The organism is Massilia sp. Root133, from assembly GCF_001426525.1.
In the GTDB taxonomy this organism is placed as follows: Bacteria; Pseudomonadota; Gammaproteobacteria; order Burkholderiales; family Burkholderiaceae_D; genus Telluria; species Telluria orientalis.
In genome coordinates, this window is record NZ_LMEW01000032.1 from 138894 (window position 1) to 164326 (window position 25433).

Genomic DNA, 25433 nt, shown 5'->3' on the forward strand with positions numbered 1-25433 from the left:
CGATAGTCTTATTGATGATCTGAATAGTCTACATTTTTGTATTCATCTCGTAAAACTGGCCGCACTCCCTTACAGTGTCATAAACGCCACGCATCCGGAGACACCCTTGACTGCTTCAACCGACCGCTACATGTCCGGCTTCGCCAATGAATTCGCGACGGAGGCCCTGCCCGGCGCCCTGCCGGCGCACCGCAATTCGCCGCAGCGCGTCGCTTATGGTCTGTACGCGGAACAATTGTCTGGCACGGCTTTCACGGCGCCGCGCAGCCACAACCGCCGCTCGTGGCTGTACCGCATCCGCCCGGCCGCGATGCACGGGCCGTTCGAGGCGATGGGCAATGGCCGCATCGCCGCAGGCTTCGACGGCGTGGCGGCGTCGCCGAACCAGATGCGCTGGAGCCCGCTGCCGATGCCGGACGCGCCCACCGACTTCGTCGACGGCCTCGTGACGATGGCGGGCAACGGCGCGCCGGCCACGATGTCCGGCTGCGCGATCCACCTGTACGCCGCGAACCGCTCGATGCGCGGGCGTTATTTCTACTCGGCCGACGGCGAGCTGCTGGTCGTGCCGCAGCAGGGGCGCCTCGCCATCGCCACGGAATTCGGCCTGGTCGACGTCGAGCCGCAGGAAATCGCCGTCATCCCGCGCGGCGTGCGTTTTGCGATCGACCTGCCGGACGGCGAGGCACGGGGCTATATCTGCGAAAACTTCGGCGCCCTGCTGCGCCTGCCGGACCTGGGCCCGATCGGCTCGAACGGCCTCGCGAATCCGCGCGATTTCCTGACGCCGGTCGCCCGCTACGAAGACGTCGAGGGCGATTTCGAGCTCGTCGCGAAGTTCGGCGGCCACCTGTGGCGCGCCGGCATCGGCCATTCGCCGCTGGACGTCGTCGCCTGGCACGGCAATTATGCGCCGTATAAATACGACCTGCGCCACTTCAACACGATCGGCTCGATCAGCTACGACCATCCGGACCCGTCGATCTTCCTCGTGCTGCAGGCGCCCTCCGACACGGCGGGCGTCGACACGCTGGACTTCGTGATCTTTCCGCCCCGCTGGCTGGCCGGCGAGGACACATTCCGCCCGCCCTGGTTCCACCGCAATGTCGCCAGCGAATTCATGGGCCTCGTGCACGGCGCCTACGATGCGAAGGCGGAAGGTTTCGTCCCCGGCGGCGCGAGCCTGCACAACTGCATGAGCGGGCACGGTCCGGATGCGGCCACGTTCGACAAGGCGAGCAGCGCGGACACGAGCCGGCCGCACAAGGTCACGGACACGATGGCGTTCATGTTCGAGACGCGTCATCCGCTCGTGGCGACGCCGTATGCGCTGCAGTCGCCCCAGTTGCAGGGCAATTACCAGGAGTGCTGGGCGGGGATTGCGAAACATTTCAATCCGGCAAAGCGATAACCCGTCGTTCCCGCGAAAGCGGGAATCCATGCTAGGTCGCAGAATTCTGCAGTGTGTTCACCAAGTCTGCATGTCCAACTTCGGTTGCTCAGCATGGGTTCCCGTTTCCACGGGAACGACGCTCGCTTCTGTGCGACCTTCTTCAATTCCCTCGTGCGATGATTAATCCGTCATCTCACCCGGGACCCGCATGGTCGACATCGTCATCATCCTCGCCCTCATCCTGCTCAACGGCGTGTTCTCCATGTCGGAGCTCGCCGTGGTGTCCGCCAAGCGCCTGCGCCTGGAAAAGATGGCCGACGAAGGCCGGCGCGGCGCCGGTACCGCGCTCGACCTGCATGACGATCCGAGCCGCTTCCTCTCCACCGTGCAGGTGGGCATCACCCTCATCGGCATCTTCAACGGCGCGTTCGGCGAAGCGTCGCTGACGGCGCGCCTGACGCCGGCGCTCGCCGGCATGGGCGTGCCGGACGGCCATGCGCGGCTCGTCGCGCTCGCGATCGTCGTGGCCGGCATCACGTTCTTTTCCATCGTGCTGGGCGAGCTGGTGCCCAAGCGCATCGCGATCCTGTATCCGGAAACGATGGCGGCCATGATCGCGCGCCCGCTGCAATTCATGGCCCGTCTCGCGCATCCGTTCGTGCGGCTGCTCGCGCTGACGACGGACGGGATCATGCGGCTGCTCGGCATGCACCACCACAAGGACGAGACGCCGACCGAGGAAGACGTCACCGGCATGATCAAGGAAAGCACGGACGCGGGCGTGTTCGAGAAGGCGGAGTACGACATCGCCGCGCGCGCCCTGCGGCTCGACGACTGGTACCTGCGCGCGCTGATGACGCCGCGGGTCGACCTGGAATTCCTCGACCTCGACCAGCCGCTGGAACGCAACCTCGCGCGCATCGCGGAATCGCCGTACAGCCGCTTCCCCGTGTACCGCGGCGACCGCTCCCAGGTGCTCGGCATCGTGCGTGTGCGCAACCTGTTCGGCCAGGCGATCCGCACGCAGTCGCTGGCCGGCATCGACATCGAGGCCGCCCTGGAGACGATCCTGTACCTGCCCGAATCGAGCAGCGCCATCGACCTGCTGGAACAACTGAAGCAGCACCGCGCCGAGCTGGCGATGATCGTGGACGAATACGGCGACATCCAGGGCATGATCACGCTGACCGACGTGATGAGCGCGCTCGTGGGCGACGTCACGCCGTCGAGCGATCACGGCCAGCCGGACGCCGTCCGGCGCGACGACGGCAGCTGGTACGTCGACGGCGGCATGGTGCTCGATCGTTTCCGCTACCTCACGGGCGCCGACATCGACTTTCCCGACGAGGACAGCGGCGCCTACCACACGCTGGCCGGCTTCATGCTGTACCAGCTCGCCGTGATCCCCCGCGCGGGCGACCGGCTGGACTGGGAAGGCTGGCGGTTCGAAGTCGTCGACATGGACGGCAACCGCATCGACCGGCTGCTGGCTTTGCGGCTGCCTGGGCCGCTGGCGCGCACCTGATTCGGACGGAACCGGCGGCCTGTTTCGCGATCTATCCACCAGGGAGGTTCAAATGAAGCTGCGTATCGTGGCCGGCCTGACCGGCTGCCTGATCTCCGCCGCTGCCGCCGGGCAGCATCCGCAACCGGCCGGCGCCCCGAAGGCCGGCGGCACGCGCGCGCTCGAAGCGGGCGCGAAACTCTTGCAGGGCAATGCGCCGCTGGCCGGGTTCGACATCTACCTGAACGGCTTTCATCCGATGAAGGACCATCCGGAGATGCAGGTCGAGGCCCACCACTTCTGCCGCCAGGTCAACGAGGACTTTGCGCAATGCGCCCTGTTCGACGGCAATACGCGCACGGCCAACCTGAACGGCATCGAATACATCATCTCGGAAAAGCTGTACGGCAGGCTGCCGCCGGACGAGCGTCAGTACTGGCATCCGCACAACGGCGAGATCCTCGGCGGCCAGCTGATCGCGCCCGGCCTGCCCGAGGCGGCCGAGCACGCGCTGATGAAGAAGAAGATGAACAGCTACGGCAAGACGTGGCATGTGTGGAACACGGGCGCCAACGGCAAGCCCGGCGACGCCCTGCCGCTGGGCGCGCCGATGCTCGCGTGGTCGTTCAACCGGGACGGCGAGCTGCTGCCCAACATGCTCGAGGAGCGCGATACCCGCATGAAGATCCCCACCGGAGACCGGCGCAAGTCGCGCGCCGACCTGAAGGCCCTCGCGCATCCGCAGGGCGGCGTCGACGCGCTGAAGGGCAAGTTCCCGCGCCAGACGCAGGACATGCCGGGCGTCGTCGACAGCCAGCCTCAGCCGCCGAGCAAATAATCTATTTATTTATAGATTGTAGTTTTATAGAATGACCGCATGGACACCGTCACGACTCTCCCGCCGGACGCCATGCGCGTCGCCGCGGCCCAGGCCGGCGGCCTGCTGAAAGCGCTCGCGAATCCGGACCGCCTGCTCCTGCTGTGCCAGCTCGCGCAGGGCGAACAGCCCGTCGGCGCGCTGGAAGCGGCGCTCGACATCCGCCAACCCACGCTGTCGCAGCAACTGGCCGTGCTGCGCCAGGAGGGCCTCGTCGCCACGCGGCGCGACGGCAAGCAGATTTTCTACAGCGTGGCGAGCCCGGAAGCACTGGCCGTGCTGCAGTTGTTGTACCAACTGTATTGTCCGAAGGAGGACTGATCATGCAAATCGACTTGCTCCATTTCACCCCGTGGGCATCGCTCGCGGGCGGCATTCTCATCGGCCTGGCCACGGCCCTGCTCCTGCTGGCCAATGGCCGGGTCGCCGGCATCAGCGGCATCCTCGGCGGCCTGCTGCGCCCGACCCGCGGCGATATTGCGTGGCGCGTCACGTTTATTCTCGGCCTGTTCGTCGCGCCGCTCGTGTGGCTGAGCATGCGCGCGATGCCGCCGGCGCAGATCGACCATTCCCCGGCGCTGCTCGCCGTGGGCGGCCTGCTCGTGGGGATCGGCACCCGCTTCGGCAACGGCTGCACGAGCGGCCACGGCGTGTGCGGCATCGCGCGCCTGTCGCCCCGCTCGCTGCTGGCCACGGCCTGCTTCCTTGCGGCCGGTTTCGTCACCGTCTTCATCGTGCGCCACGTGCTCGGGCGCTGAGGCATTACAAGGAACCAAGTCATGAACCTCGTTACCGCCTTCCTCGCCGGCCTGCTGTTCGGCGGGGGCCTGATCCTGTCCGGCATGAGCAATCCCGCCAAGGTGCTCGCCTTGCTCGACGTGACCGGCGCCTGGGACCCGTCGTTGCTGTTCGTGATGCTCGGGGCCATCCTCGTCGCCGCCCTCGCCTTCCGGTTCGCGCGCACGCGCGTGCGGCCGCTGTTCGGGAGCCAGATCCGCGTACCGGGCGCGGGCCGCATCGACGCGCCCCTCGTCCTGGGCAGCATCACGTTCGGCGTCGGTTGGGGCCTTGTCGGTTATTGCCCCGGTCCGGCACTGACGGCGCTGGCCGTCGGCGGACGCTCCACCCTCCTGTTCGTTGCGGCGATGGTGGCCGGCATGGCAATATTCGAAGTGGCCGAGCGTATCCGCGCCGGCATCGAGGCCCAACGCGGCGGTACCCGCGCCGCGGCCGGCCCTTCGGGAGAATGAATGCACAACAATCCGATCCAGTTGTTCGACGCCGTGTCGTCGACCTTCACGTACATCCTCGCCGCGCCCGGCAGTGACGCCGCGGTCATCATCGACCCCGTCGACCAGCACGTCGAGCGCGACCTCGCCCACCTGAAGCGCCTGGGCCTGCGCCTCGAGTACATCCTCGAGACGCACGCCCACGCCGACCATGTGACGTCCGCCGGCCGCCTGCGCCAGCTGACGGGCGCCCGCGCCGCCGTGCCGAGCGGCTGCGGCATCCCGCCCGCCGAAGTGCAGCTGCAGGACGGCGACATCGTCCGCTTCGGCGCCGGCGAGACGATCGCCGTGATCCACACGCCCGGCCACACGGCGGGCAGCATGTGCTACGTCTGGCGCGGCAACGTGTTCACGGGCGACACGCTGCTGATCGACGGCTGCGGCCGCACCGATTTCCAGGGCGGCAGCGCGGCGGCGCTGTACGACAGCATCACGCATAAGCTGTTCGCGCTGCCGGATGCGACGCGCGTGTGGCCGGGGCACGACTACAAGGGCCAGTCGGCGTCGACCATCGGCTGGGAGAAGGCGCACAACGCGCGTGTGTCGGGGCGGTCGCGCGAGGATTTCGTGACGCTGATGAACGGATTGAACCTGCCGCAGCCGAAGCTGATCGACATCGCCGTGCCGGCGAATCGCAACCTGGGACTGCCGCACGGCGTATGACGTCGCCCCCGCGCAATAACGTCGCCCCGCGCAGGCGCACTAGTGTCCGGAATATTGTTTTCAAAAACCGTCAGAAATAGCATCGTCATTCCCGCGCAAGCGGGAATCCATACTGAGTATGCTAACTACGTTCCCGCTTTCGCGGGAAGTCGTTTCCGGCAATGCCGGGAACGACGGTTTTTCCTATGGCGGGCCTATTTTCGACGGTAAAAATTATTCCGGACAGCAGTGCGCGCAGGCGGGGGCCCAAGTTCGCGTGCGGAAACCGATCAGCAAGCGGCGCTGCGGCGGGGTTGCGTAAAACCGGCGCCCTAGCCGTTGCGTTGCCGGTGGAGCCGGAACGCATCGCGAATATTCCTGACCAGTTCGCCATCGTCCCACGGCTTGGTCATGAACTTGAAGAGTTCCCCCTGGTTGACGCTGTCCGTGACCGCCGCGAGATCGGTAAATCCAGACAGGACGATGCGTATCGTATCCGGATAGAGCTCCCTGACGACGCGCATGAACTGGGTCCCCGACATGTTGGGCATGCGCTGGTCGGAAATGATGACCTGTACCTTGTTCAAGGCAAGCAGGTTGAGACCCTCCTGCCCTCCGCTCGCCGTCAACACGCGGTATCCCTCGCGCCGCAGCAATCGCCTCAGCGTCGACAGGTTGTTGGGTTCGTCGTCGACGATCAGGAGGGTATCTTCATCGACCTGTGGTCCGAGCGTCAGCAGCGGTTTTTCGACGAGCATGGCTTCGAATTGCGCGGCCGGCACCGCCTCGCTGAAGTAAAACCCCTGCAGTTCGTCGCAACGGTGCCGGCGGAGGAATTGCAGTTGCCCTTCCGTTTCGACTCCTTCCGCGACCACGCGTAAATGCAGGCTGTGGGCCATCGCAATGACCGCCGTCGCGATCGCCGCATTCCCGGCATTGGCATTGACGTCGCGGATGAACGCGCGATCGATCTTGACGGCGTCGAACGGGAAACGCTGCAGGTGGGCGAGCGAAGAATGCCCGGTGCCGAAATCGTCCAGGGACAACTGGATACCCAGCGCCTTCAAGGCCTGGAGATTCGCCGCGGCCAGCTCCACGTCATTCATCACCATCGATTCCGTCAGCTCGAATTCGATATGGTGGGCCGGCAGCCGGTACCGGGACAGCGCATCCGTCACGTCCTGTACGAATTTACCGTTCCTGAGCTGCGCCGCCGACAGGTTGACCGCGACCGGCACGACGTCGATCTTCCCCTGCAGCCAGCGCGCCTGCTGGGCGCAGACGGCATCGAGAACCCAGTCGCTGATCGGCTCGATCAGTCCAACCTCTTCCGCGAGTGGAATGAAAGTGCCGGGAAACACCAGCCCGCGCTGTGGATGCCGCCAGCGAATCAGGGCTTCCGCGCTGACGATGCGTCCACTCACCAGGTCGACCCGTGGCTGGTAGTACACGACAAATTGCTGCGCATCGAGCGCGTGCAGCAGCTCCGATTCCAGTGCAAGCCTGGCGGCGTGGGAGGCGTTCATCGCCGGCGAGTAATACAGATAAGGTTCGCCCAGGCGCTTCGCACTCTGCAGTGCAGCTTCCGCATGCTTGAGCAGGGTTTCGGCATCGCTGCCATCGCGGGGAAACAGCGCCAGTCCGGCCCGCGCCTGGACACGTGCTTCGTGCGGCCCCAGCCGGAAATGCTGGTTGATGGTCGCCAGGATGAACTCATCGACGATATGTTCGAGGTCCGCGTCCTGCGCCAGTTCGGCGACGGCGATCGCAAACGTGGCGCCGCCGATCCGCGCCACGCTGACACCCCCCGGCAGCGCCTCGTCCAGCCGCTGTGCGACCTGTTTGAGCAGCGCGTCGCCCATGTGGCGACCGAATGCATCGTTCAATTGCGTGAATCGATCGATATTCACCAGGATCGTGCCGACATCCTGTCCCGCCTGCGCCGAGTGGATGAATTGCCCAAGCCTGTCCTCGAACAGCCTGGCATTCGGCAGTCCGGTCAACACGTCGTAATACGCCAGATAACTGAGCCGCTCCTTGTTGTCGATGAACTGCAAGGCAAAGTTGATGTCGCCGACCAGGTCATCGAGGAGCTTGAGTTCCTCCGCATCGAAGAACCCGGCGGTATCGGCTATGAACACCATCACGGCGTCGACGCGACCGGCCGGCGCCAGCGGCAGCGCGGCAACGGCACGCTGCCCTTCCTCGAGCATTTCCCTTGCCAGCGGCGCCAACCCGGGATCCGTCGCGACGTCATTGCAAATCACCGCCCGTGCTTCGCGCGCCGCTACGCAAGCCGGCCTCGCGCTATCGATACTGTCGGCACGCAAGGTCAAGCGCACCCGGTCGACGTACTGCCGTTCGCCGCCGCACCATGCCACGACACGCCCATCGAGCACGTCGGGCTCGAACGCGCCGATCCACGCCGTCTTGAACGCGCCGACGTGCACCGCAATCCGGCAGACCTCGTCGAACAGCGCGTCACGCGTATGGATCCGGGCGATCGCCGCATTGACACCGCTCGACACGGCGTAGATCCGGCTGAGGCGCATGATCTTGTCTTGCGCGAGCAGGCGCTCGGTGACGTCGTGGGCCAGAACGAACCTGCACGCGCGCTCTTCGAACCACAAGGGATGCGACGTGATTTCCACATGAATGACGGCGCCGTCCTTCCTGACATGCCGCCAGATCCCGGACTTCTCGATACTCGGTACCGGCGGCTGCCGCAGGTTGTCGTCCAGCCGCTCGAGATCTTCCCGCAAACGGATATCGCGGAGCGTCATGGCCAGGAATTCCGCTTCCGAATAACCGTAATGGACGATGGCCGCGGCATTGACCGCCACGAAGCGGAACGTCTCGAGGTCATACACCCACATCGGTACCGGATGCGCGTGAAACAGCGCGGAAAATCCGGCGTCTGATGGTTGAATCATGATATTCCTGATCAGCTGCTTGCAAATACAGGCGGGAAGACGTCCGCCGTCCCGTGACGAGTCCGGTTCAAGATTGATCGAACCGCCGTGTTTTTGCAAGTCCCTCTTTTTACGACAAAATGCCGCCTCGATATTCGCGTACGAGTTCGCGATCGTGTGGTCACAGCCGCCACCGTTTGCTTTAAAATCCTTGTCTTTTAGCAAGCGGACACCATGGCTTCCGACGACACGACACTCCACCGCGGCCTCAAGAGCCGGCACATCCAGTTGATGGCCCTCGGCGGCGCCATCGGCACCGGCCTGTTCCTCGGCGTCGCGGAAACCGTCAAGCTGGCCGGTCCGTCCGTCCTGCTCGGCTACGCGGTCGCGGGCCTGGTCGCCTTTTTGATCATGCGCCAGCTGTCCGAGATGATGGTCGACGAACCGGTCGCCGGCTCGTTCGGCCACTTCGCCGACAAATACTGCGGCCGCTTCGCCGGCTTCGTCTCCGGCTGGAATTACTGGGTGCTGTACGTGCTCGTCAGCATGGCCGAGCTGTCCGCCGTCGGCATCTACGTGCAGTACTGGTTTCCCAATGTGCCGCCGTGGGTGTCGGCGCTGGGCTGCTTCGTGCTCGCGAACGGCATCAGCCTGATCAACGTGCGCGCGTTCGGCGAGAGCGAGTTCTGGTTTTCCGTCATCAAGGTGGCGGCCATCATCGCGATGATCGTCTATGGCGTGTTCCTGCTCGCGAGCGGCGGGGCCGGACCGCAGGCCAGCGTCAGCAACCTGTGGACGCACGGCGGCTTCTTCGCCCACGGCATCCAGGGTCTCGTGATGTCGATGGCGATCATCATGTTCTCGTTCGGCGGCCTGGAGGTCATCGGCATCACGGCGGCCGAGGCGGCCGATCCGTCCCGCTCGATCCCGCGCGCGACGAACCAGACCCTGTGGCGCATCCTCGTGTTCTACGTCGGCGCGCTGGCCGTGTTGCTGTCGCTGTACCCGTGGGACCAGATCGTGCCGGGCGCCAGCCCGTTCGTGCTGATCTTCAAGGCGCTGGACGCCGGCGTCGTCGCGCACGTGCTGAACGTCGTCGTGCTGACGGCCGCGCTGTCCGTCTACAACAGCTGCGTGTACTCGAACAGCCGCATGCTGTACGGCCTCGCCGTGCAGGGCCACGCGCCGCGCGCGCTGCTGCGCGTGAACGAACGGGGCGTGCCGCTGGCGTCGCTGGCCGTGTCGGCCGTCGCCACCGCGCTGTGCGTGGGCGTCAACTATGCCGTGCCGGGCAAGGCGCTGGGCCTCCTGATGGGTCTCGCCGTCGCCGGCATGCTGATCAACTGGGCGATGATCAGCTGGTCGCACCTGCGCTTCCGCGCCGCGAAGCAGGCCGCGGGCGAGCGCACGGCGTTCCCGAGCCCCCTCTATCCGCTCACGAACTGGGCGTGCCTGCTGTATCTCGCGGGGATCGTCGCGATCATGTACGCCACGCCGGAACTGCGCGTCTCGGTGTGGATGATCCCGGCGTGGCTCGTCGTGCTGGCGATCGGGTACCGCGCGGCCGAGGGTCGGCGCGCGCGCATCGCCCGCGCGACGTCGTGATCCCGGGCGCCGGCCCGGTCTGGCAACGTCGTACAGGGATGAGTGTGGACATGGACCAGTGATACACTCCGCCTTCACGAACTCCGAACACTTGCGAGCCCAGCATGGAACAACAGGAATTCCTCGATGCGCTGAAAGCGGAAGGTTATGCGGACCCGGTCCTCGTCGAGCGCGCGCCGAACGGCACGCTGGCCGATCACGCGCACCCGTTCGAAGCGAAGGCGCTGGTCCTGAAAGGCGAGATCCGCCTTCACGCGGGCGGCGAGATCAAGATCTATCGGCCCGGCGACGTGTTCCACCTGCGCCGCGACGAGCCGCATCGCGAGAGTTACGGGCCCGACGGCGTGGCCTATCTGTCCAGCCGGCGGTAGGGCTCTTCGGACAGGACCAGCAAGGGCTGCGCGCCGGCCGCGCGGAACACGATGGCGAAGCAGTCGAACCAGTCCTGCGGGTCGGGGCATCCGTCGGCCAGCATCGCGCGGTACGCGTCTTCCGCGCGGTAGGCATACGCGACGACGACTTCGCCGGCCGCATTGGCGAACCACGCCTCGTCGTCCGCGCGCGGCCGCACGCCGTCGCCATGCCGGCCATGCCAGCCGTGCTGCGCCGGATCGAACAACAGTACCTCGCGCCCGCACACGGGGCAGGCGGCATGCACGGGCGCGACGGGCGCCGCGACCGTCTTGCGGCCGAACAGCCCGCGCCGCTCGCGCCGCCGCGCCGTGCGCAATTTCAGTTCCCAACTGCCGCAGGGGCAGCCGAGCCGGCGCGCGAGGACATCCGGGCCGTGGGGCACGCCGCGCACGGCGGGTGCCGTGACGCTGGCCAGCATGAACGGCGCCAGGTTGGCCGGGATGCGGGCACCGAGCAGGGCGAGGAGGTCGGACACGGTCCGGATCCGTAATCAGCTAGTCAAAAGTATTTCGAGAGATAGTACACGCCGGAGTCCGGGAACACGGTCGCCACACGCTTGCCGGCGAGGCGCGGCAGCAGCCGGGCGATGCCGGCCGTGACGCAGCCGCTGGACCCGCCCGCCAGGATGCCCTCCTCCGCCGCCAGCCGGCGGCACCAGTCGAGCGCGTCGTCGTCGGCCACCTGCACGACGTCGTCGACGATCGCCGGGTCGAAGCTGCTGGACGGCTGGCGTTTGCCCACGCCTTCGACGACGCTGGCGAACGCCCCGTCGGCGGGCGTGTCCGTGACGAGCTTGCGGTACGCCGAGTTGCGGGGCTCCACGCCGAGCACGACGAGGTCGCGCTTCTGTTCCTTCAGGTAGCGGCCGATGCCGGAGATGGTCCCGCCCGAGCCGATGCCGCACACGAACACGTCGATCTCGCCCGCGAGCTGGCGCCACAGTTCCGGCCCCGTGTCGCGGTAATGGGCTTCCCGGTTCAGCGCGGAGCGGTACTGGTCGAGGTGGTGGACGTTGTCGCCCTGCGCGAGGCGCTCCGCCACGGCCTGGTAGCCGGCCGCGGTGTCGACGCCGTCGTCCGGCGCGCACAGGTGCACCTCGGCCCCGTAGGCGCGGATGCGCTTGATCTTTTCGATGCTCGTGGTCTGCGGCACGGTCACGTCGCATCGCAGTCCGAGCACGGCACTGGCCATCGCGAGCGCGGCGCCCGTGTTGCCGGACGAGCTCTCGACGACGCGGTCCGTGCCGGCCGGCAGGCTCTTGAGCATGTGCCGGACCATGCGGTCCTTGATGCTGCCGCCCGGATTCATGTATTCCAGCTTCGCAACCACGTCGTAGCCGGGGAACAGGCGCCCCAGCCTGACGACGGGCGTGTTGCCGATCGCGTCCATCACGGACGATTTGACTTGGGATTCCACGCCGCTCCTTTCAGTGAGATTGCCGCCGAGAAAGGCTAACACAACAATCCGGCGCGTGGCGTCGGATTGAACCGGCCCCTACCTTAACCGGGTAGGGTGCGTTCCCGCAAGACATTCGGCGTGCCGGCGTGGCCTATGGGGTTCGTCAGGGCAAATACCATGTCTACGTGACAATCCGTGTATTTATAGGACATGTTCCTTTGCTAAGCTCGCTGCTCTTGATAACGATCCCAAAGGATGTACGGATGCCCTTCCTGTTTCGCGCCACGGTGCTCGCCGCTGCCCTGGCCACGCTGCTGCCCGCCACAGCCGCCGTCGACCTCAATGCCCGCGTTCCCGTCGGGCCGCAGGTCAAGGTCGGCAAGCTGGCGAACGGCCTGACCTATTACATCCAGAAGAACGGCAAGCCCGAGCACCGGGTCGAGCTGCGGCTCGTGGTGAAGGCCGGCTCCGCGCTCGAGGACGATGACCAGCAGGGTCTCGCCCACATGCTCGAACACCTGGCCTTCAACGGTTCCACGCACTTCAAGAAACAGGAACTGGTCTCGTACCTGCAATCGATCGGCGTGAAGTTCGGCGCCGACCTGAACGCCTACACGGGCCTGGACGAGACGGTCTACATGCTGCCCGTACCGACCGACCGCAAGGAGAACGTGGAGACCGCCTTCACGGTGCTGGAAGACTGGGCGCACGGCGTCACGCTGGCTGCGGACGACATCGACAAGGAGCGCGCGATCGTGCTCGAGGAAGCGCGCCTGCACAAGGGCGCGCAGGAACGCCTGCGCAAGGCGCTCGCGCCGAAGCTGTACAACGGCTCGCGCTATGCGCTGCGCGAGCCGATCGGCAAGGAAGACGTGATCCGCACCGCGCAGCCGGAGGCGCTGCGCCGCTTCTACCGCGACTGGTACCGGCCGGACCTGATGGCCGTGATCGTCGTCGGCGACATCGAACCGGCCGAGGCCGAGCGCCTGGTCAAGGCGCACTTCGCCGGCCTGGCCAATCCGCCGCAGCCGCGCCCCCGGACCTACGCCGACATTCCCGCACGAACGCGGACGGAAGCGTTCGTGTTCGCCGACGAGGAAATGTCCGGCAGTGCCGTCGAGCTGAACTACCCCGTCCGGCTCGAGCCGGACCTCGGGACATACGGGAGCTACCGCGCCAAGGTCGTGGACAACCTCGCGGCCATCCTGCTGAGCCTGCGGCTGGGCGAGCTGACGCAGCAGGCGAATCCGCCGTTCCTCGGCGCGGGCGGCCGCACCATCCCCGTGACCGCGCGCCACAAGGCGTTCTCCATCAGCGCCGCCGTGGGTGCGGGCGGCGTGGTCCCGGCCGTCGCGGCCGTCGAGCAGGAAATGCACCGGGTCCGCCAGTTCGGATTCAGCGAAGCCGAGCTGGCGCGTGTCCGCAAAGTCGTCCTGAATGGGATGGAAAGCGCGGTCAAGCAACGGGACACGACGGATTCCGGGCGGTACGTTGCCGAATACCAGCGCAATTTCCTCGCCGGCGAAAGCATCCCGGGCATCGAGGCCGAGTTCCATGTCATGCAGGAATTGCTGCCTGAAATCACGGTCGCCGACCTCAATGCGGCTGCCCGCAACGCGTTCCCGGCGGATGCCGGCAAGCTCGTCGTGTTCGCCGGCAATACGAAGGCCGGCCCCGCGCCCACGACGGATCAATTGGTGGCCGCCGACGCGGCGGCCGCGCACGCCACGGTCACCGACCGCGCCGAAAAGAAGGTCGCGCAGCGCCTGATGGACCGTCCCGCCGCGCCCGGCCGCATCGTGACCGAAACGCGCGACGAGACGCTCGGCCTGACCCGCCTGACCTTGTCGAACGGCGTGCAGGTCGTCCTCAAGCCGACCGCCTTCCGCAAGGACGAGGTGCTGCTGGGCGCGGTGCGCTACGGCGGCCAGACGCTGGTCGACGAGAAAGACCTGCCGAACGCGCGCGCCGCCACGGGGCTGGCCATGTCGATGGGCATCAAAGACTTCGCGCCCACGGACCTGATGAAGATGCTCGCGGGCCGGCGCGCGGCGGTGACGCTCGGGATGTCCGACTACACGGATGAGATCGGCGGCCAGTCGGCCAGCGGTGCCGAAGACCTGGAGACGATGTTCCAGATGCTGTGGCTGCGTTTCGACGGCGTGCGGCGCGACGAATCCCTGTACAAGGCGTACATGGGCGCGCTCGGCGACATGGTGCGCAACCGCGCGGCCGCCCCCGAGCAGCGCTTCGCCGAAGCGGTCGCCGACACGCTCTATGGCCGTCATCCCTACGAAGGGCGCATGCCCACGCAGGAAGACCTCGGCAAGATCGACCTCGACCGCAGTCTCGCCGTGTACCGCCAGCGCTTCGCCAGCGCGAAGGGCCTGACGTTCGTCGTCGTCGGCGACTTCGATCCGGCGACCATCAAGCCCCTCGTGACGGCCTACCTCGGCACGTTGCCGACGCCCGACCTGCCGCTCGCCTACCGCGACGTCGGCCTGCGCATCGCGCAAGGTGTCGTCAAGAAGGAAGTCCACGCGGGCACGGAGCCCAAGAGCGTCGTGTCGCTGACGTTTTCCGGTCCGGCGGCCTGGTCGCCGGCCGAGGCGCTGCGCATGAGCGCGCTCATCGAGGTGATGAATTTGCGTGTGAACGCGGTGTTGCGCGAGAAGCTCGGCCTGATCTATTCGGGCCAGATGGCCGGCGCGGTGCAGCGCATCCCGTACCAGCACTACGAAATCAGCACGCAGCTGCCGACCGGCCCCGAAAAGGTCGACCAGCTCGTCGCCGCCCTGTTCGCGGAGATCGACAGCGTCAAGGCCAACGGCCCGACGCAGGCGGAACTCGACAAGGTCAAGGCCAACTGGCGCGTGGTCCACGAGCGTTCGCAGCACGAGAACGGGTACTGGCTGCAGAGCGTGAAAGTGTCCCTGCTCGACGGCACGCCGCTGTCGCACCTGCTGACGGTCATGGACGAGGTCGACGCACTGACGGTGGCGGACGTGCGCACGGCCGCGCAGCGCTACTTCGACAAGGACAACTATGTCCAGGTCGTCCTGCTGCCCGAGGCCGACGTGAAGACCGCCAGCAAGTAAGTTCGAAGGGGGCATGGCCGGGGACGTTGAAGGTGCATATTGGATGCATATTTGCTAGAATCATCCACATCACGTCGTTCCCGAGCAAGCCATGCCCTCTCCCGCCATCACCGAATCGTCGATCATCCGCCTGGTCGACACGTTTTACGCGCGCGTGCGCGACGATGCCGTGCTATACCCCGTGTTCGAAGCGAAACTCGCCGGACGGTGGCACGAGCACATGCCGCGCATGGTCGCGTTCTGGACCAAGGTCCTGCTCGGCACCGGCGAATTCCAGGGAAACGTCTTCGGCAAGCACATGGCCCTTGCGGGCATCGAGACGGAGCACTTCGTCCGCTGGCTCACGCTGTTCCGGCTGACGGCAATCGACGTGTTTGGCATCGACGGCGCGATCGAGGCCCTGGAAGTCGCCCAGCGCATCGCGTCGAGCCTGCAACTGGGCTTTTTCGGCGATATCCGCGTTTGAGGCGACCGCTCAGGCGCGGCGTGACGCGTCACGCCGCTCGGCCACCGCGGCCAGCAACGCCTGCTTCAGCTGCAGATCCGTGAACGGTTTCGTCAGCACGCGCGCCGTGACGTCCGCTGCGCCCGCGACCAGGCTGCCGTAGCCGGACGCGAACACGATCGCGACACCAGGATGGCGTTCCACGATGCGCCGGGCGAGCGTGAGGCCGTCCAGGTCGGGCAGGCTGTAGTCGACGACCGCCGCGTGATAGCGGTCGCGCGCCAGCAGCGCCAGGGCGTCCTGGGCCGTGGCCGCCTCGTCGGCCTGGAAGCCCGCCGCCAGCAGGATGTCGCGGTACAGCTCGCGGGCCTGGGCATCGTCTTCGATCAACAGCACGCGCAGGCCCGCGGACGCCACCTGGGGCGGCGCCGGCGCGACCGGTGCCGGCTCGGACATCGACTCCTTCGCGCCCAGCAGCTGGCGCACCTTGGACGCCAGCTTCTCGCGGCGGTAGGGCTTCGACAGCAGCTCCACGCCCGGGTCGAGGCGGCCGCCGTGGATGATCGCGTTCTGCGTGTAGCCGGACGTGTACAGGACCTTCATGTCCGGCAGCAGCGCGCGCGCCTGGCGCACCATCTCGGTACTCTTCAGCTTGCCCGGCATGACGACGTCGGTGAACAGCAGGTCGCAGCGCACGCCGGCCTTCAGCACGGCCAGCGCCGATTCGGCATTATCGGCGCGCAGCACCTGGTAGCCCAGTTCGGACAGCATGCCGACGACGGTCGCCTGGACGTTCGGATCGTCCTCGACGACCAGGATCGTCTCGGTGCCGCCGCGCGCCTCGTTCGCGACCGGCTCCGGCAGCGTCTGCTCCGCCTCGAGCGCGCGCGGGAAATAGGCCTTGATCGTCGTGCCGTGGCCCACTTCGCTGTAGATGCGGAAGTGGCCGCCGCTCTGCTTGACGAAGCCGAACGCCATCGACAGGCCCAGGCCCGTCCCCTGCCCTTCGCCCTTGGTCGTGAAGAACGGCTCGATGGCGCGCTCGCGCACCTCGGGCGTCATGCCCGTGCCCGTGTCGGAGATCGCCAGCAGCACGTACTGCCCCGGCGGCACCTCGTGCGCGGCGCTGACGTAGGTGTCGTCGAGCATCGTGTTGGACAGTTCGACCGTCAGCTTGCCGCCGCCGGGCATCGCGTCGCGCGCATTGATGGCGAGGTTCAGCACGACGTTTTCCAGCTGGTGCGGGTCGAGCGTCGTGTTCCACAGCGACGCCGAGACGACGGTCTCGACTTCCACGTGCTCGCCGACGGCGCGGCGTACGAGGTCTTCCATGTTGCGCACGACGCGGCCCGGGTTCAGCACATAAGGCTGCAGCGGCTGGCGGCGCGCGAACGCGAGCAGTTGCGACGACAGCTTGGCGCCGCGGTCGACGGCGGCCAGCGCCATCTGCAGATGCCGCTGCGCGGCCGGCAGCCCAGCCACCGTCCCGCCCAGCAGTTGCAGGCTGCCGCCGATCACCTGCAGGATGTTGTTGAAGTCGTGCGCGACGCCGCCCGTCAGCTTGCCGACCGCTTCCAGGCGCTGGGCATGCTGCAGGGCCTGGCGCGCCTCTTCCAGCTGCACGCGCTGCGTGACGTCGCGCGTGATCTTGGCGAAGCCGACGAGGCGGCCGTCGGCGTCGCGGATGGCGTCCACGACGACGTCGGCGCGGAAGCGCGAGCCATCCTTGCGCACCCGCACGCCCTCGCCGTGGTAGCGGCCCTGTTCGCGCGCCGTCGCCAGCACGCGGTCCGGCAGGCCGTTGTCCCGGTCTTCGTCCGTGTAGAAGCGGCCGAAGTGCGTGCCGATGACTTCGTCCGCCGCATACCCCTTGATGTTGCGGGCGCCCGCGTTCCACGTCGTCACGAGGCCTTCCGGCGACAGCATGTAGATGGCGTAGTCGATCACGCTGTCGACGAGCAGGCGGAATTGCTCCTCGCTGCGGCGCAGCGCTTCGCGCGCCAGCTTCTTGTCGCTGATGTCGCGCGTGATCTTGGCAAAGCCGAGCAACTGGCCGTCGTCGTCGAGGATCGGGTCGATGACGACGGATGCCCAGAAATGGCTGCCGTCCTTGCGCACGCGCCAGCCCTCCGCCTCGAATCGTCCTTTGTCCAGCGCCGTGGCGAGCGCGCGTTCCGGCAGGCCGGCGGCGCGGTCCGCCGGCGTGTAGAAGCGCGAGAAATGCTGGCCCAGGATCTCCGCCTCCGTGTACCCCTTGAAGCGCCGCGCGCCGGCATTCCAGCTTGCGACCGTGCCGTCGGGATTCAGCATGTAGATCGCGTAATCGGCGACCCGCTCGATCAACAATTGCATGCGGCGCTGCGTGGTGAAGTCGGAAGTCATGTCGGAAAGGTCAAACGTTCATGATCTCATTATAACATTGTGGAAACACTCATGCACGCAATGAAACGTTTATGGCCGCGTTGGCAACATTGGGTATCGGATCACGCTATCCGCTACAATGCGGACGACAACTTCATGGAGAACGTCATGTCGGGTTACAGCATCAACATCGAAGCAAAAACGCTTGCCGGGAATAATTTCCGGGAAGTCCTCTACACGACCCAGCGCAGCCAGCTGGTCATCATGACCCTGCAGCCCGGCGAGGAAATCGGCCTCGAAAAGCACGAGGGCCACGACCAGTTCATCCGTGTCGAGGCCGGCCAGGGCGTCGCGATCCTGGATGGCGAACAGCACAAGCTCGAGGACGGCGTCGCCGTCGTCATCCCGGCCGGGACCGAGCACAACGTCATCAACACGTCGAGCAGCGAGCCGATGCGCCTGTACACGCTGTACACCCCGCCCGAGCACCCGGACGGCATCGTGCACGCCACCAAGGCCGAGGCGGACGACTACGAAAAACAGCACGGCCACTGATTCCGCGCCCGTCTACCCTTTGCACGCGAGGCCGTAGCGCGTCATCGTACAGGCGCGCTCGATACACCGGCGCGCGTCATAGCCGTGGGCCCGGCACTGCATCAGGGTTTCTTCGCGGCGCTGGCGCGGCGACGGGTCGGCGGCGACCGGAGGCGCCTCTTTGGTCGCCGTGCGGCGCGCCTTCGCGGTGCCCTGTTTCTTCACGGTCGTCTTGTGGCGTGCCGCGCGCCGCGGCGGCGTGACGTCGACCGGGGCCGCGGCGGGCGCCTTGTCCTCGATGACGGGGGCGACGGGCTCATCGGGCACCGGCTTCACGGGTTCCGGCGTGACGGCGGGCCGCACCGGCACCGGCACCGGTGCAGGCGCCGGCGCGCGGGCAACGAAGGCCGCCGCCGACGGCTGCCCAGCCGGTGACGTGTTCGCCACGACGACGAGCGCATCCTCGACCCGGTTTTCCTCGTACAGCCACAAGCCGCCTGCCGCCAGGCCGGCCAGCAGGCCGCCCGCGATGCTCCACGTGACGAGGCGGCGTTTCCACATGCTCGTCCAGGCCGGCGCCTCGCGCGCCGCCGCTTCCTCGCGCAGGCGCGCGGCGAGCCATTCCGCTTCGATGTCCGGCTGGACGGGGCGCGGGACCGTGCCCGTGTCGGCGCGCGGCGGAGGAATGTGATCGGCGGCCGGGGGAGGAATATGATCGGCGGCCGGCGGAGGAATGTGATCGGCGACCGGCGGAGGAATGTGATCGGCGGCCGGCGGCGGTTCGGGAGGGCGCGGCGGCTCCGGGTGCGGGCGGGCCTCGGCGCCCGGCACGGTGGGCTCGTCGGCGGGCGGCGGCGGCGGTGCAGGCGGTGCAGGCGGTGCAGGCCGCGCCGTCCGTGCTTGCGCGATGCGGTCGGCCAGGGCTTCGATCGCGACGCCCTTGCCGCGCGCCGAGACTTCCGGCGCGCGTTGCGCCGGTCCGGGGTCGGCCTTTTGGACGGCCGCGCCGGCTCCGGCCCGCTGCGAACCGGGGCCGTGCCAGACGGCCGGCCGCCGGCGCGGCGCGGCCGGAGATGGCGGCGGAGATGGCGGCGTCGACGGTGCCGATCCGCTTTCCTGGAAGTCTTGCAACAATTGGGTCTTCATGGTGCGGTGCGCAATTCCGGATTCCCGGAGGAGCAGGGTACCGAATTCAACCCAGGCGTGGAGCGCGCCTGCGCTACAGGGTCACGACCACCTGCAACGCGGCGGCACGCACGGCCGGCAGCCTGACGTCGAGCACGCGCCGTTTCGCGTCCCAGTGGTAGGCGATCGCCTTGCCGCCGACCTGCACGGCGCGGGGTTTCGCCGCCACGTTGTGCACCTTCAGGTCGAACGTGCGTGCGGTCGGCGTCGCGGCGGCGCCTGGTTCCGGCGCGACCGTCAGGGCCAGGCGGCCGTCGGCGAACCTGCTGGAGAACCGCACCAGCTCGTACTTGCCCGTTTCGAACGCGTGCGCGGTGTGCCCGTCGTCGTCGTACAGGTGGCCTTGCGCCTGCGTCACGCCCGCATCGTGCCAGTAATGCAGGTCGAGCTTCGCCGTCGAATAGTCGCGCGTGCTCTGCACGGGCTGCGCGAGCGGGATGAACGCGCCGGCTCGGACGTAAGTCGGGATGCGGTCCGGACGCGGCGTCACCGTCTCCAGGATGCCGCCGTGGTGCGGCTCGTCCGTGTAGAAGTCGAACCACACGCTGCCCTTGCGCGGGAAAAAGACTTCCTTGCGCGTGGCGCCCGGTTCCGTGACGGGGGCGACGAGGAAGTCCGGGCCCCACAGGTACGTGGACGAGATGCCCGTCGTCGACATGAATTCGTTGTCCGGATCCTCGAAGAGCACGGGGCGCATCATCGGCATGCCGCTGCGGCTGTCGTCGAAGGCGGCCGTGTAGTTATACGGCAGCATCGCGTAACGCAGGCGGATGGCGGCGCGCGCGAGCGCCTTCACGGCCGGCGTGCGGAAGATCGCCTCGGCCGGCACTTCTTCCTGCGCATGCGGGCGGAAGATCGGCTGGAACACGCCGTACTGGAGCCAGCGCACGTACAACTCGTCGTCCAGCACGGGCCCGGCGAAGCCGCCCAGGTCGGAATGCATGTAGGCCTGGCCCTGCATGCCCATCTGCAGCGCGATCTCCATCTGCGACTGCAGGCCGCCCCAGCCCCGCTGCACGTCGCCGGACCACGGGATCATGCCGAAACGCTGCGAGCCCGAATACCCCGAGCGCATCAGGATGAACGGCCGCTCCTGCGGGAAGTCGCGCGCGTAGCCGTCGGCGATCAGCTTCGCCCATTCGTGGCCGTAGATGTTGTGGACCTGGTCCGCGGTGCCCGTCGCGTGGCGCGCGGCCGACGGATGCGTCTCCGGCTCGCCCAGATCGCCCCACCAGCCGGCGGCACCGCCCGCCTTGAGGTCTTTATAGATGTTCCAGAACCAGTCGCGCGCCTGCGGCTTGAACACGTCGACGAGGCCCGTGTTCCCGAAGAAGAAATCGAAGACGAACGGCTTGCCCTGCGCATCCGTCGCGAGGACGCCCTGCTGCACCGCTTCCTGCCAGCGCCTGGACGTCGTCAGCACGAACGGCTCCGTGATGAGCACCGTCTTGACGCCTTTCCTGTCGAAGTCGGCCATCATCGCCTCGGCATGGGGGAAACTGTCGCGGTCCCACCCGAGGTTGCCCATCGTGCCCTTGACCGTCTTGCCGAACCAGTACAGGTCGAACACGATCGCGTCCAGCGGGATGCCGTCCGCGATGAATCGATCGACGACGGCACGCGCTTCGGCCTCGTCGTGGTACCCGAAGCGACTCGCGAAATTGCCGAACGCCCAGCGCGGCGGCAGCGGCTGGCGGCCGGTCAGGCGCGTCGTCTCGTCCATCAGCTGCGCCCAGTCGTCGCCCGCGATCACCTGGTAGGTCTTGCGGCCGCCCATCACTTCGTAGCGCAGGGTGCCGTCCTTGCGGCTGTCGAAATCGAGCCACCCGGCCTGCGGATTGTCGAAGTGGATCGCGTACTTGTGCGACGACACGGCCATCGGGATGCCATAGCCCATCTGGTCCGCGCGGTTGCCGAAGCCGTACGACGCCCGGTTGTACAGCCGGAAGCGGTTGCCGCGCCGGTTCATGCCGACGGCGCGCGAGCCGGCGCCGTACAGCGCCTCATCGCCCGCGAGCGCGAACTCGATGCTTTCCAGTTCTCCCGCGTGGCCATAGCCCTCCTTTTCGGCGACGAGCGGTTTTCCCTTGTACGCATAGCTGATGCGCAGCGGCGATTTTTCCACCGTGACCGTGATGCCGTCCGTGACGAGCTGGATGCGCCCGTCCGCTTCCCGGATCGTCGCCTGCGCCTGGCCGGGCTTCAGCACGACGGCGTGCGACGCCGGGTCGAACGTCTCGCCGCGCGGCACGAAGCTCGTCTCGACGATGTTGGCGTCGTAGGGCCGGATCAGGTAGCGGCCGTCGCTGGTGGCGATGTCCAGCGTCCCGTTGTCGTTGCGGTAGCCGAGGTAGGTGCGGTCCGCGTTCTGCGCATGGACCGGCAGGCCGGCGAGCAGGCACAGGGCGAGGACGGCATGGGGAATGGGTTTCATGGTCTCCGGGCGTTGTCGTTGTTGGAATACGGGAATTTTAACCCGTTCACGTAGAAATGCTACAGCCTATGGGTGCTTTGGTAAAATTCTATGAAAATATCGCGTAGTTTGACTACTTAGACTCTTCGTGCGGCGGCCGCGGCATTCTCGGGTCAGAATAGCGGCAACGACAACCAATGAGAGACCCCATGCGCATCGCCACCTTCAACGTCAACGGTATCAACAGCCGCCTTCCCGCCCTGCTCCAATGGCTCGAGGAGACGCAGCCCGACGTGGCGTGCCTGCAGGAGCTGAAGGCGCCGCAGGAGAAATTTCCCGAGATGGAGATCCGCGCGGCCGGCTATTGCCCGATCTGGCACGGCCAGAAAAGCTGGAACGGCGTCGCGATCCTCGCGCGCGGCACCGAGCCGCAGGAACTCCAGCGCGGCCTGCCGGGCGACCCCGACGACGAGCAGAGCCGCTACATCGAGGCGGCCGTGAACGGCATCCTCGTCGCCTGCTTGTACCTGCCGAACGGGAACCCGGCGCCGGGCCCGAAGTTCGAGTACAAACTGCGCTGGTTCGAACGCCTGCGGCTGCGCGCGCAGGAACTGATCGCCACGGGTGCGCCCGTCGTCGTCGCGGGCGACTATAACGTGATGCCGACGGAACTGGACGTCTACAAGCCGGAACGCTGGCTCGACGACGCGCTGTTCCGCCCGGAGACGCGCGCGGCCTACCAGCGCCTGCTCGACCAGGGCTGGACGGATGCCCTCCGGGCGACGCACCCCGGCGAAGTCATCTACACATTCTGGGATTATTTCCGTGACGCGTACGGCCGCAACACGGGCCTGCGCATCGACCACCTGCTGCTGAGCCCTGCCCTCGCCCCGAAGCTGAAGGCGGCCGGCGTCGACCGCGACGTGCGCGGGCGCGAGAAGCCCAGCGACCATGCGCCGACGTGGGTGGAGTTGGACTGGCCGAAGTTGGCGTAAGGCCTCACGTCGTTCCCGCGAATGCGGGAACCCATACTGAACTACAGAAATCCGTATATCAAAGATACTGCAGGCGCTTGACGGTACAACTTCGGCGCATCGGCATGGGTTCCCGCGTGCGCGGGAACGACGGTGTGTCAGCCGCCAACGGTCCGCCGCAACGGCGGCCGTCCCAGCACCATGCCGAGCCGCAGCGCGCTGTCGGTAACGACCTCGATATCCGGCGTGTACCCATCCTCGATCCAGCGCAGCGCGATGTGGATCACGCCGCCGACGATGCCTGCTTCCAGTAGCGGGTCGGCCGGCACGCCGGGCGGCACGACGTAGCGCCCGACCTGTTCGCCGATGGCGCGCAGCGCGGCATCGAACGCCTTGTCGACGGCCCGGCTGACGCCGCGGATCTCGACGAGGAACACGCGCGCCGAACGGGGCTCGCGCTGCAGCGCCGCGAAATACGTGTGCAGCATCGCACGCGCCCGCGCGACGCGGCTGCGGCCGGCCTGCTGGGCCGCGTCCGTGAGCTCGCCCAGCACGCTGTAGGTGACGGCGTTGAACGAGGCGATCAACAACTCTTCGCTGTTCGCGAAGGATTCATAGAAATAACGTTCGGTCAGCCCGGCGGCCTCGCAGACGGCCTTGACGGTCGACTGGCGGTAGCCGCGTTCGCCATACACGGCGACGGCCGCCGCGATCAGTTGCGCGCGCCGTTGCGCACGCCGTTCGTCTTGCGGGACGCCACGATAAGGCCGGGCAGGTTGTGAAGTTTCTGGAGGCATCCTTCTATTTTCGCACAGAACGTTGCTTATCAATATGTGACAATATACGGTGTCAGTAGCATCCCAAATACAACGAGACACGCCATGACCGAAGCCGCCGCGGCGCCCTTTTTCGACGTCCTCATCGTCGGCGCCGGCCTGTCCGGCATCGGCGCCGCCTGGCATCTGCAGCGGGGCTGCCCCGGCAAGACCTGGGCCATCCTGGAAGCACGCGCCGCGCTCGGCGGCACGTGGGATCTGTTCCGCTATCCCGGCGTGCGCTCGGACTCCGACATGTATACCCTCGGTTACGCGTTTCGACCCTGGACTGAAGGCAAGGCGATTGCGGACGGGCCATCCATCCGGCGCTATATCGCGCAGACGGCGCGCGACAATGGGATCGACCGCCACATCCGCTACGGCCACAAGGTCGTCGGCGCGCACTGGTCGAGCATCGACGCGTGCTGGCGGGTGGAGGCGGAGCACGACGGTCGGCGCGTGTGGCTGCGCACCCGTTTCCTGGCCATGTGCAGCGGCTACTACAGCTACGACGAGGCATACCGCCCCCGCTTCGACGGCGAGGACGCGTTCGCCGGCCGGATCGTGCAGCCGCAGTTCTGGCCCGCCGGCCTGGATTACCGGGGCCGGCGCGTGGTCGTCGTCGGCAGCGGCGCCACGGCTGTGACGCTCGTGCCCGCGATGGCGCAGGACGCCGCCCACGTGACGATGCTGCAGCGCTCCCCGACCTATGTCGTGAGCCGCCCGTCCGAGTACGGCTTCGCGCAGCGACTGCGCCGCTGGCTGCCGGCACGCGCCGCGTACGCGCTGACGCGCTGGCGCGTGATCGTCGAGAGCATGCTGCTGTACCGCGTCGCGCGGTCGAAGCCGGAGCTCGCGAAACGCAGGATCGTCGAGATGGTCCGCCACCAGCTGGGCCCGGGCTACGACGTGGACACCCATTTTACGCCCGGCTACAAGCCGTGGGACCAGCGCGTGTGCGTCGTGCCGGACGGCGACCTGTTCCGCACGATCCGCACGGGCCGTGCGAGCGTGGCGACGGACCGCATCCAGCGCTTCACGCCGGAAGGCCTGCTGCTGGAATCCGGCCGACTGCTGCCCGCCGACGTCGTCGTGCTCGCGACGGGCCTCAGGATCAAGCTGCTGGGCGGCATCGCCATCACCGTGGACGGCAAGCCGTTCCGTCCGAACGACGCGATGTCGTACAAGGGCATGATGCTGTCCGGCCTGCCGAACTGCGTGATGACGTTCGGGTACACGAACGCGTCGTGGACGCTGAAGGCCGACCTGACGGCCGCCTGGGTCGTGCGCCTGCTGCGCCACATGGACCGCGAGGGCCAGGACGTCGCCGTCGTGCACCGGGAACCGGGCGTCGAACCGGAACCGTTCCTCGGTTTCACCTCGGGCTACGTACTGCGCGCCCGCGCCGAGCTGCCGCAGCAGGGCTCGCGCAAGCCGTGGCAGGTCTACCAGAATTATGTGCAGGACATGCTGACGATCCGCTACGGCCGCATCGCGGACGGCGTCCTGCGTTTCGGCCGCAAAGGCGCCATGCCTTGAACCTGCGCGACCGCGCCGCTGGAACGCCTGTCTCC

21 protein-coding genes are annotated in these 25433 nt (G+C 67.1%); 14 read left to right on the plus strand and 7 right to left on the minus strand.

Going from position 1 to position 25433, the window contains the following annotated elements:
* Positions 1 to 130 precede the first annotated feature (130 nt).
* The 7 genes from hmgA (at position 131) to ASD28_RS21310 (ending at position 5726) form a co-directional block, all read left to right on the plus strand.
* Positions 131 to 1411 (plus strand): homogentisate 1,2-dioxygenase, encoded by a 1281-nt coding sequence (gene hmgA / locus ASD28_RS21280; protein ID WP_056132922.1) that lies wholly within the window; start codon positions 131 to 133, stop codon positions 1409 to 1411.
* Positions 1412 to 1601: 190 nt separating this feature from the next.
* Positions 1602 to 2918, plus strand: coding sequence for a hemolysin family protein (locus tag ASD28_RS21285; protein WP_082577071.1), 1317 nt, complete (start codon positions 1602 to 1604; stop codon positions 2916 to 2918).
* A gap of 52 nt (positions 2919 to 2970) precedes the next feature.
* Positions 2971 to 3735 carry an OBAP family protein gene (locus ASD28_RS21290; protein WP_056132923.1) on the plus strand — a complete coding sequence of 255 codons (765 nt, stop codon included), beginning with the start codon at positions 2971 to 2973 and terminating at the stop codon, positions 3733 to 3735.
* A 39-nt stretch (positions 3736 to 3774) separates the two neighbouring features.
* Complete coding sequence (locus ASD28_RS21295; protein WP_056132926.1) at positions 3775 to 4095, plus strand: metalloregulator ArsR/SmtB family transcription factor; 321 nt, start codon at positions 3775 to 3777, stop codon at positions 4093 to 4095.
* Between the two features lie 2 nt (positions 4096 to 4097).
* Entirely contained in the window at positions 4098 to 4532 is a 435-nt protein-coding gene (locus ASD28_RS21300) for a YeeE/YedE family protein (protein WP_056132931.1), read from the plus strand.
* 21 nt (positions 4533 to 4553) lie between these two features.
* Positions 4554 to 5024 (plus strand): DUF6691 family protein, encoded by a 471-nt coding sequence (locus ASD28_RS21305; protein ID WP_056132934.1) that lies wholly within the window; start codon positions 4554 to 4556, stop codon positions 5022 to 5024.
* Positions 5025 to 5726: an MBL fold metallo-hydrolase gene (locus tag ASD28_RS21310; protein WP_056132936.1), complete on the plus strand. Its 702-nt coding sequence runs from the start codon at positions 5025 to 5027 to the stop codon at positions 5724 to 5726. It abuts the gene before it with no gap.
* Between the two features lie 311 nt (positions 5727 to 6037).
* Here ASD28_RS21310 and ASD28_RS21315 read toward each other — a convergent pair whose 3' ends face one another.
* A complete protein-coding gene (locus ASD28_RS21315) occupies positions 6038 to 8842 on the minus strand; it encodes an EAL domain-containing protein (protein ID WP_156403672.1) in 2805 nt (934 codons plus the stop codon).
* A gap of 9 nt (positions 8843 to 8851) precedes the next feature.
* Between ASD28_RS21315 and ASD28_RS21320 the strand changes: the two genes are divergently transcribed.
* Entirely contained in the window at positions 8852 to 10222 is a 1371-nt protein-coding gene (locus tag ASD28_RS21320) for an amino acid permease (protein WP_056132941.1), read from the plus strand.
* Positions 10223 to 10326: 104 nt separating this feature from the next.
* Positions 10327 to 10593 (plus strand): cupin domain-containing protein, encoded by a 267-nt coding sequence (locus tag ASD28_RS21325; RefSeq protein WP_056132944.1) that lies wholly within the window; start codon positions 10327 to 10329, stop codon positions 10591 to 10593.
* On the opposite strand, the gene ASD28_RS21330 is transcribed toward ASD28_RS21325, so the two are convergent.
* Positions 10572 to 11111: a hypothetical protein gene (locus ASD28_RS21330; RefSeq protein ID WP_056132947.1), complete on the minus strand. Its 540-nt coding sequence runs from the start codon at positions 11109 to 11111 to the stop codon at positions 10572 to 10574. The genes ASD28_RS21325 and ASD28_RS21330 overlap by 22 nt on opposite strands.
* A 23-nt stretch (positions 11112 to 11134) precedes the next feature.
* On the minus strand, positions 11135 to 12052 hold the full coding sequence (locus tag ASD28_RS21335) for a cysteine synthase family protein (RefSeq protein WP_229411958.1): 918 nt from the start codon (positions 12050 to 12052) through the stop codon (positions 11135 to 11137).
* Between the two features lie 245 nt (positions 12053 to 12297).
* Between ASD28_RS21335 and ASD28_RS21340 the strand changes: the two genes are divergently transcribed.
* Positions 12298 to 15132, plus strand: a complete 2835-nt coding sequence (locus tag ASD28_RS21340; protein ID WP_056132952.1) for a pitrilysin family protein — start codon at positions 12298 to 12300, stop codon at positions 15130 to 15132.
* Between the two features lie 91 nt (positions 15133 to 15223).
* Positions 15224 to 15598, plus strand: coding sequence for a group III truncated hemoglobin (locus ASD28_RS21345; protein WP_056132957.1), 375 nt, complete (start codon positions 15224 to 15226; stop codon positions 15596 to 15598).
* Positions 15599 to 15607: 9 nt separating this feature from the next.
* Here the strand turns inward: ASD28_RS21345 and ASD28_RS21350 are convergent, their stop codons facing one another.
* The gene (locus ASD28_RS21350) at positions 15608 to 17959 is read right to left on the minus strand and encodes a PAS domain S-box protein (RefSeq protein ID WP_056132959.1); all 2352 of its coding nucleotides are present in this window, start codon (positions 17957 to 17959) and stop codon (positions 15608 to 15610) included.
* Positions 17960 to 18106: 147 nt separating this feature from the next.
* Here ASD28_RS21350 and ASD28_RS21355 point away from each other — a divergent pair, with 147 nt between their 5' ends.
* On the plus strand, positions 18107 to 18493 hold the full coding sequence (locus tag ASD28_RS21355) for a cupin domain-containing protein (RefSeq protein WP_056132963.1): 387 nt from the start codon (positions 18107 to 18109) through the stop codon (positions 18491 to 18493).
* Between the two features lie 12 nt (positions 18494 to 18505).
* Here ASD28_RS21355 and ASD28_RS21360 read toward each other — a convergent pair whose 3' ends face one another.
* Positions 18506 to 19618, minus strand: coding sequence for a hypothetical protein (locus tag ASD28_RS21360; RefSeq protein ID WP_056132966.1), 1113 nt, complete (start codon positions 19616 to 19618; stop codon positions 18506 to 18508).
* Between the two features lie 73 nt (positions 19619 to 19691).
* Positions 19692 to 22091, minus strand: coding sequence for a TIM-barrel domain-containing protein (locus ASD28_RS21365; protein WP_056132970.1), 2400 nt, complete (start codon positions 22089 to 22091; stop codon positions 19692 to 19694).
* 188 nt (positions 22092 to 22279) lie between these two features.
* On the opposite strand from ASD28_RS21365, the gene xth reads away from it, so the two are divergent.
* Positions 22280 to 23065 (plus strand): exodeoxyribonuclease III, encoded by a 786-nt coding sequence (xth, locus tag ASD28_RS21370; protein ID WP_056132972.1) that lies wholly within the window; start codon positions 22280 to 22282, stop codon positions 23063 to 23065.
* A gap of 137 nt (positions 23066 to 23202) precedes the next feature.
* On the opposite strand, the gene ASD28_RS21375 is transcribed toward xth, so the two are convergent.
* Complete coding sequence (locus ASD28_RS21375) at positions 23203 to 23841, minus strand: TetR/AcrR family transcriptional regulator (RefSeq protein WP_056132975.1); 639 nt, start codon at positions 23839 to 23841, stop codon at positions 23203 to 23205.
* An 84-nt stretch (positions 23842 to 23925) separates the two neighbouring features.
* On the opposite strand from ASD28_RS21375, the gene ASD28_RS21380 reads away from it, so the two are divergent.
* Positions 23926 to 25398, plus strand: coding sequence for an NAD(P)/FAD-dependent oxidoreductase (locus ASD28_RS21380; RefSeq protein ID WP_056132978.1), 1473 nt, complete (start codon positions 23926 to 23928; stop codon positions 25396 to 25398).
* Positions 25399 to 25433: the final 35 nt, after the last annotated feature.